Here is a 5,336-nt window from a genome sequence, read left to right on the forward strand (position 1 = left end):
GCCAGCCGCGGTCAGGCGCCGATCGTCGCCCGGGTGGATGCCGCGAGCCTGGAGCTTGCGGGGAGCATCCGTGAACTCCTGCTGCACGGTGTCGACGGGCTGTTCTCGTTCGCGCAGGAGGGGCCGCGCCTGTTCCTCGACCTCGCCGCGCTCGATGTCGTCTTGCCGCGGGATCTGCAGCTTGTCGCGCTCTGTCTTCACGACTGCGCACTCAACCGCCGCCTGAGCGTGACGCACGTGTGCGTCCACCCCGAGCTCGCTCCCGCGCTGCTCTTTCCCGAACTCGTGAACGCGCTGGAGACGGCGAGCACCCCGAGCTCGCCGGTCGTGCTGCCGTGGGAGTTGGAAGGTGGATCAACGACCCGCGCGACCCCGAGCCGCATCCGCCGGGACGACGGGGTCCCGCGCGCTTCCGTTCAGGCGAACGTGCCGTAAACCTCGAGCGTGTTCGCGGCGACCTGGGCGGCGAGCTCGTCGACGGAAACACCCAGCTCTGCTGCCATGAAGCGCAGGGTGATCGGCACGAGATACGGCGCGTTGGGGCGCCCACGGTGGGGTACCGGAGTGAGAAAGGGCGCGTCGGTTTCGACCAGGATGCGCTCCGCCGGGGTCACGGCGAGCGCATCGCGCAGATTCTGCGCGTTCTTGAACGTGATGTTGCCCGCGAAAGAGAGGTAGTAGCCGCGGTCGGCGGCGATCCGCGCCATCTCGGCATCCCCGGAGAAGCAGTGGAAGACGGTCTTCTCGGGCGCGCCAACGCTCTCGAGCAGGCGCAGAACCTCGTCGTGCGCGTCCCGGTCGTGGATCTGCATTGCGATGCCGTGCTTTTTGGCCAGAGCGATGTGCGCCTCGAAAGACCGGTACTGAGCCGGCTGACCCTCGGCATCCGTGCGGAAGAAGTCAAGCCCCGTCTCGCCGATCGCCCGCACCCGAGGGTGGGCGGCAAGCTCATCGATCGCCGCGATCGCCTCATCGAGGCCTCCCGCCGCCTCGTAGGTCGGTGCCTCGTTCGGGTGGATCGCCACCGCTGCGAGAACCTGCGGGTGATGCTCCGCGGCCCACACCGCCCACCGCGACGACTCCACGTCACCGGATGCCTGCACCACACCCGCGATCCCCGCCGAGGCCGCGCGGGCGAGTTGCTCCGACAGGCCCAGCGGGTCGTCGCCGTCCACGATCTCGAGGTGACAGTGGTTGTCGTACACCGGAACAGCCACCGGCTCAGGCAGCGGGGGGTAGGTGAGGTCACGCCGACCCGATGCCGACCTCTCCCGCACGTAGGCGCTCGGGTCGCTCACGCGGGCTGCTCGACCCGGGGGAACAGCGGCGCCAAGCCATTGATCGAGGTGCCCGGCTTCAGCTGACCCCAACTCCCCGCCTCGCGAAGGGGCTGATCCTGCAGCCGGCCGATGGTCTCGGCAGCGCCGAGGGCGATCCAGAGCTTCTCGGTCGAGATAGGCATCACCGGCGAGAGCAACTGAGCAAGCGCGCGCAGACCCTCGGCGGCGGTGTACAGCACGGTCTCGAGTCGGGCGCGCTTCGCGTCATCCTTGGCGAGAGTCCACGGCTCGTTCTCGGTGATGTAGCCGTTGAGTTCGTCGACGATCGTCCAGATCGCGGCGATCGCCTCGTCGATCCGGAAGCGCTCGATCGCGGCATCCGCGTTCGCCGCAGCCTCCGCGACAACCCGCTGGATCGCGAGGTCGGCGTCGGTGTACTGCGCGGGCGGCGGCACGATTCCCTCGAAGTACCGCCCGATCATCGCCACCGTGCGCGAGGCGAGGTTCCCGAATCCGTTCGCGAGCTCTGCCTGGTATCGGGCAGACAGGTCCTCCCAGGAGAACGACCCGTCCTGACCGAACGCGATGGCCGAGAGGAAGTAGAAGCGGTAAGCGTCGGAGCCGAAGACGTCGGTGATCTCGGTCGGCGCGATACCCGTGAGCTTGGACTTCGACATCTTCTCGCCGCCCACGAGCAGCCAGCCGTGCGCGAAAACACCGCGGGGCACCTCGACGCCGGCAGCCATGAGCATCGCGGGCCAGATGACGGCGTGGAAGCGCAGGATGTCCTTCCCGACCACGTGATAGGCCGGCCAGCGCCGTGCGAACTGCTCGGGGTCGGACCCGTAGCCGACAGCCGTGGCGTAGTTCAGGAGCGCGTCGACCCACACATAGATGACGTGCGAGGGATCCCAGGGCACCTTGATGCCCCAGTCGAAGGTGGATCGCGAGATCGACAGGTCCTTTAGACCGCTGCGGACGAAGGATGCCACCTCGTTGCGCGCAGACTCGGGCCGCACGAAGTCGGGCACACTCTTGTAAAGGTCGAGCAGGCGGTCTTGGAACTCGCTGAGCTTGAAGAAATAGTTCTTCTCCTGCAGCAGCTCCAGCGGCTTCGAATGGATCGCACAGACCTTGAGGCCCTCGAACGCCCCCGTGCCGTCCATGATCTCGGCCTCGGTCTTGAACTCCTCGCACCCGACGCAGTACAGCGCCTCGAACTCGCCCGCGTAGATGTAGCCGTTGTCATAGATCGCCTGGACGAACTGCGTCACGCGCTCTTCGTGGCGAGCCTGCGTCGTGCGGATGAAGTCGTCGTTGGCGACATCCAGGGTGCGAAGCAGCGGGAACCAGGATTCACCGACGAGGCGATCGACCCACTCCTGCGGCGTCGCGCCGTTCGCGGCGGCAGCCCGCAGCATCTTCTGGCCGTGCTCGTCGGTTCCGGTCAGCATCCAGGTGTCGTCGCCGGACTGCCGGTGCCAACGCGCGAGCGTGTCGACGGCGACCGTCGTGTACCCGTGGCCGATGTGCGGAACATCGCTCGGGTAGTAGATCGGCGTCGTGATGTAGAAGGAACTGCCGGAACTCACCCGAGAAGTCTAGTTCGGGCCGGCGCCGCCCCGCGGGTCTATGACAGCGACGCGTTGTACAGCTCGCGCGACGAGTGACCGGATGCTGCGGCGACCTCGGCGCAGGCATCCTTCAGGCGCTTTCCCTGCGCGAGCAGATCCGAAACGTAGGCAACTGCGTCCTCGAACGACATGGCGGGGCCGGCAGCGCCACCGACGACGATGACGATCTCACCCCTGACGCCGTCGTCTGCCCAGGCGGCGAGATCCGAGAGCGGGCCGCGGCGTACCTCTTCGTGGAGCTTCGTGAGTTCGCGGCACACGACGGCTGGGCGGTCGGCGCCGAAGGCCGCAGCCATGTCGGCGAGGGTGGTCGCGAGCCGCGACGGGGACTCGAAGAACACCATCGTGCGCCGCTCGGCACCGAGAGCCGACAGTGCGCTGCGCCGCTCCCCCGCCTTCCGCGGCACGAAGCCCTCGAACGTGAATCGGTCGGTCGGGAGACCCGAGACGGCCAGAGCTGCGAGGACGGCGCTCGGGCCCGGGAGGACACTCACCGCGACCCCGGCGCCGGCTGCCGTAGCTACCACCCCGAATCCCGGGTCGCTGATGGTCGGCATCCCGGCATCCGACAGCAGGAGCACGTCGGTCGCTCGCGCGAGCTCGACGAGCTCGGCAGCGCGGGCTTTCTCGTTGTGATCGTGCAGGGCGATCAGGCGGGGCCGGTTCTGGATGCCGAGCGCGGCGAGGAGCCGCTGCGTCGTCCGGGTGTCTTCAGAGGCGACCACCTGCGCATTTTCCAACGCGCCGATGAGGCGCTGGGACGCGTCGCCGAGATTCCCGATCGGCGTGGCGGCGAGGATGATCACGGCCCCAGCCTAGGGCTGACGCCTCAGGCTGGGGCCGTGCCCACTCGACTGACTCAGCTGTTGCCCGAGCGCCGCTTGTTGTAGACGTCGAAGGCGACCGCGAGCAGCAGCACGAGGCCCTTCACTGCCTGCTGCCACTCGATACCGATGCCCATGATCGACATACCGTTGTTGAGCACACCGATGATGGCACCGCCGATCGTGCCCACGCCACCCTGGACTGCCGCGCCACCGATGAAGGCTGCCGAGATCGCCTCGAGCTCGAACCCGTCACCGGCCTTGGGGCCGGCGAGGTTCAGACGCGCGGTGAAGATGAGTCCCGCGAGCGCGGCGAGGAAGCCCATGTTGACGAACAGCAGGAAGTCGACGCGGCGGGTCTTGATGCCCGACAGCTCCGCGGCGTGACGGTTGCCGCCGATCGCGTAGATGTGGCGGCCGAAGACCGACCGGTTCATGATCGTGCCGTAGAAGAGGACGAGCACCGCCAGGATGATCAGAGTCACCGGGATGCCCTTGTACATCGCGAGCGAGAACATGAAGAACACGATCGCGGCCGACACCAGCAGCAGCTTGACGATGAACCAGACGATCGGGTCGACCTCCTGGCCGTACTTGACCCGGGCGGCCCGCGAGCGCACCTGGTTCAGCACCAGCAACACGATCGCAGCGGCGCCGACCAGCAGCGTGAAGATGTCGGGGGTACCTTCACCGAACACACCGGTGAGGAATCCGTTGCCGAGCGCGCGATACTCCTCGGGGAACGACCCGATGTTCGCGTTGCCGAGGACCACGAGCGCGAGCCCGCGGAAGATGAGCATGCCCGCGAGGGTCACGATGAAGGCCGGGATGCCGACGAACGCCACCCAGAATCCCTGCCAGGCTCCCACGACGGCACCGATCAGCAGCGACAATACGATCGCAAGCCACCACGGGAGCCCCCACTGCACGGCGAACACGCCCGAGAGGGCACCGATGAAGGCAGCCACCGACCCGACCGACAGGTCGATGTGACCGGCGATGATGACCATCACCATGCCGATCGCGAGGACCAGGATGTAGCCGTTCTGGACGATCAGGTTCGAGATGTTCTGCGGGCGCAGCAGGATGCCGTCGGTCGTGATGGTGAAGAACACCACCACCGCGATGAGGGCGATGAAGATACCGTTCTTGCCGAGGTCGCCGAGGATGTTGCTGAACCATCGGGTGAACTTGTTGTCGGGCGGGTTGACGAGCGCTCCGGCTGCCGTGGATTCGGTGTTCGGGATGTCGTTGGACATGGTGTCTGTTCTCCTGCGCGGCCCGTCAGCGGGCCTTTTCCATGGTCATGAGCTTGAGGACCGATTCGGGTGTCGCTTCTTCGACGGGCAGTTCGCCGGTGATGCGGCCCTCCGAGATCGCGTAGACGCGGTCGGAGATGCCGAGCAGTTCCGGCAGTTCGGACGAGATGACGATGATGCCCTTACCGGCAGCGGCGAGCTTGTTGATGATCGTGTAGATCTCGTACTTCGCTCCGACGTCGATCCCGCGGGTGGGCTCGTCGAGGATGGCGACCGACGGTTGGGCGAACATCCACTTCGCCAGCACCACCTTCTGCTGGTTGCCGCCCGAGAGCGTGC

The 5,336-nt window shown here is 66.9% G+C and carries 5 protein-coding genes and 1 pseudogene; 1 reads left to right on the forward strand and 5 read right to left on the reverse strand.

All coding sequences use genetic code 11. The features are described from left to right. Positions 1–435 (forward strand): annotated as a pseudogene (locus Q1V87_RS00505) (hypothetical protein); the annotation flags it as partial. On the opposite strand, the gene Q1V87_RS00510 reads toward Q1V87_RS00505, so the two are convergent. The 5 genes from Q1V87_RS00510 to Q1V87_RS00530 all read right to left on the reverse strand — a co-directional run. Beyond that, positions 417–1,298 (reverse strand): TatD family hydrolase, encoded by an 882-nt coding sequence (locus tag Q1V87_RS00510; protein ID WP_292725700.1) that lies wholly within the window; start codon positions 1,296–1,298, stop codon positions 417–419. The pseudogene Q1V87_RS00505 and the gene Q1V87_RS00510 sit on opposite strands and share 19 nt — an antisense overlap. Then, a complete protein-coding gene (gene metG / locus Q1V87_RS00515) occupies positions 1,295–2,872 on the reverse strand; it encodes a methionine--tRNA ligase (protein ID WP_300590393.1) in 1,578 nt (525 codons plus the stop codon). The genes Q1V87_RS00510 and metG overlap by 4 nt, the downstream gene beginning before the upstream one ends. A gap of 38 nt (positions 2,873–2,910) precedes the next feature. After that, positions 2,911–3,720 (reverse strand): 16S rRNA (cytidine(1402)-2'-O)-methyltransferase, encoded by an 810-nt coding sequence (gene rsmI, locus Q1V87_RS00520; protein WP_300590394.1) that lies wholly within the window; start codon positions 3,718–3,720, stop codon positions 2,911–2,913. 53 nt (positions 3,721–3,773) lie between these two features. Beyond that, positions 3,774–4,997 (reverse strand): multiple monosaccharide ABC transporter permease, encoded by a 1,224-nt coding sequence (gene mmsB / locus Q1V87_RS00525; protein WP_300590395.1) that lies wholly within the window; start codon positions 4,995–4,997, stop codon positions 3,774–3,776. 25 nt (positions 4,998–5,022) lie between these two features. Next, positions 5,023–5,336: ATP-binding cassette domain-containing protein (locus Q1V87_RS00530; protein ID WP_300590396.1), on the reverse strand; the 314-nt coding region annotated here is incomplete at its 5' end.

Origin of the sequence: Microbacterium sp. (assembly GCF_030149085.1) — a bacterium.
GTDB lineage: Bacteria > Actinomycetota > Actinomycetes > Actinomycetales > Microbacteriaceae > Microbacterium.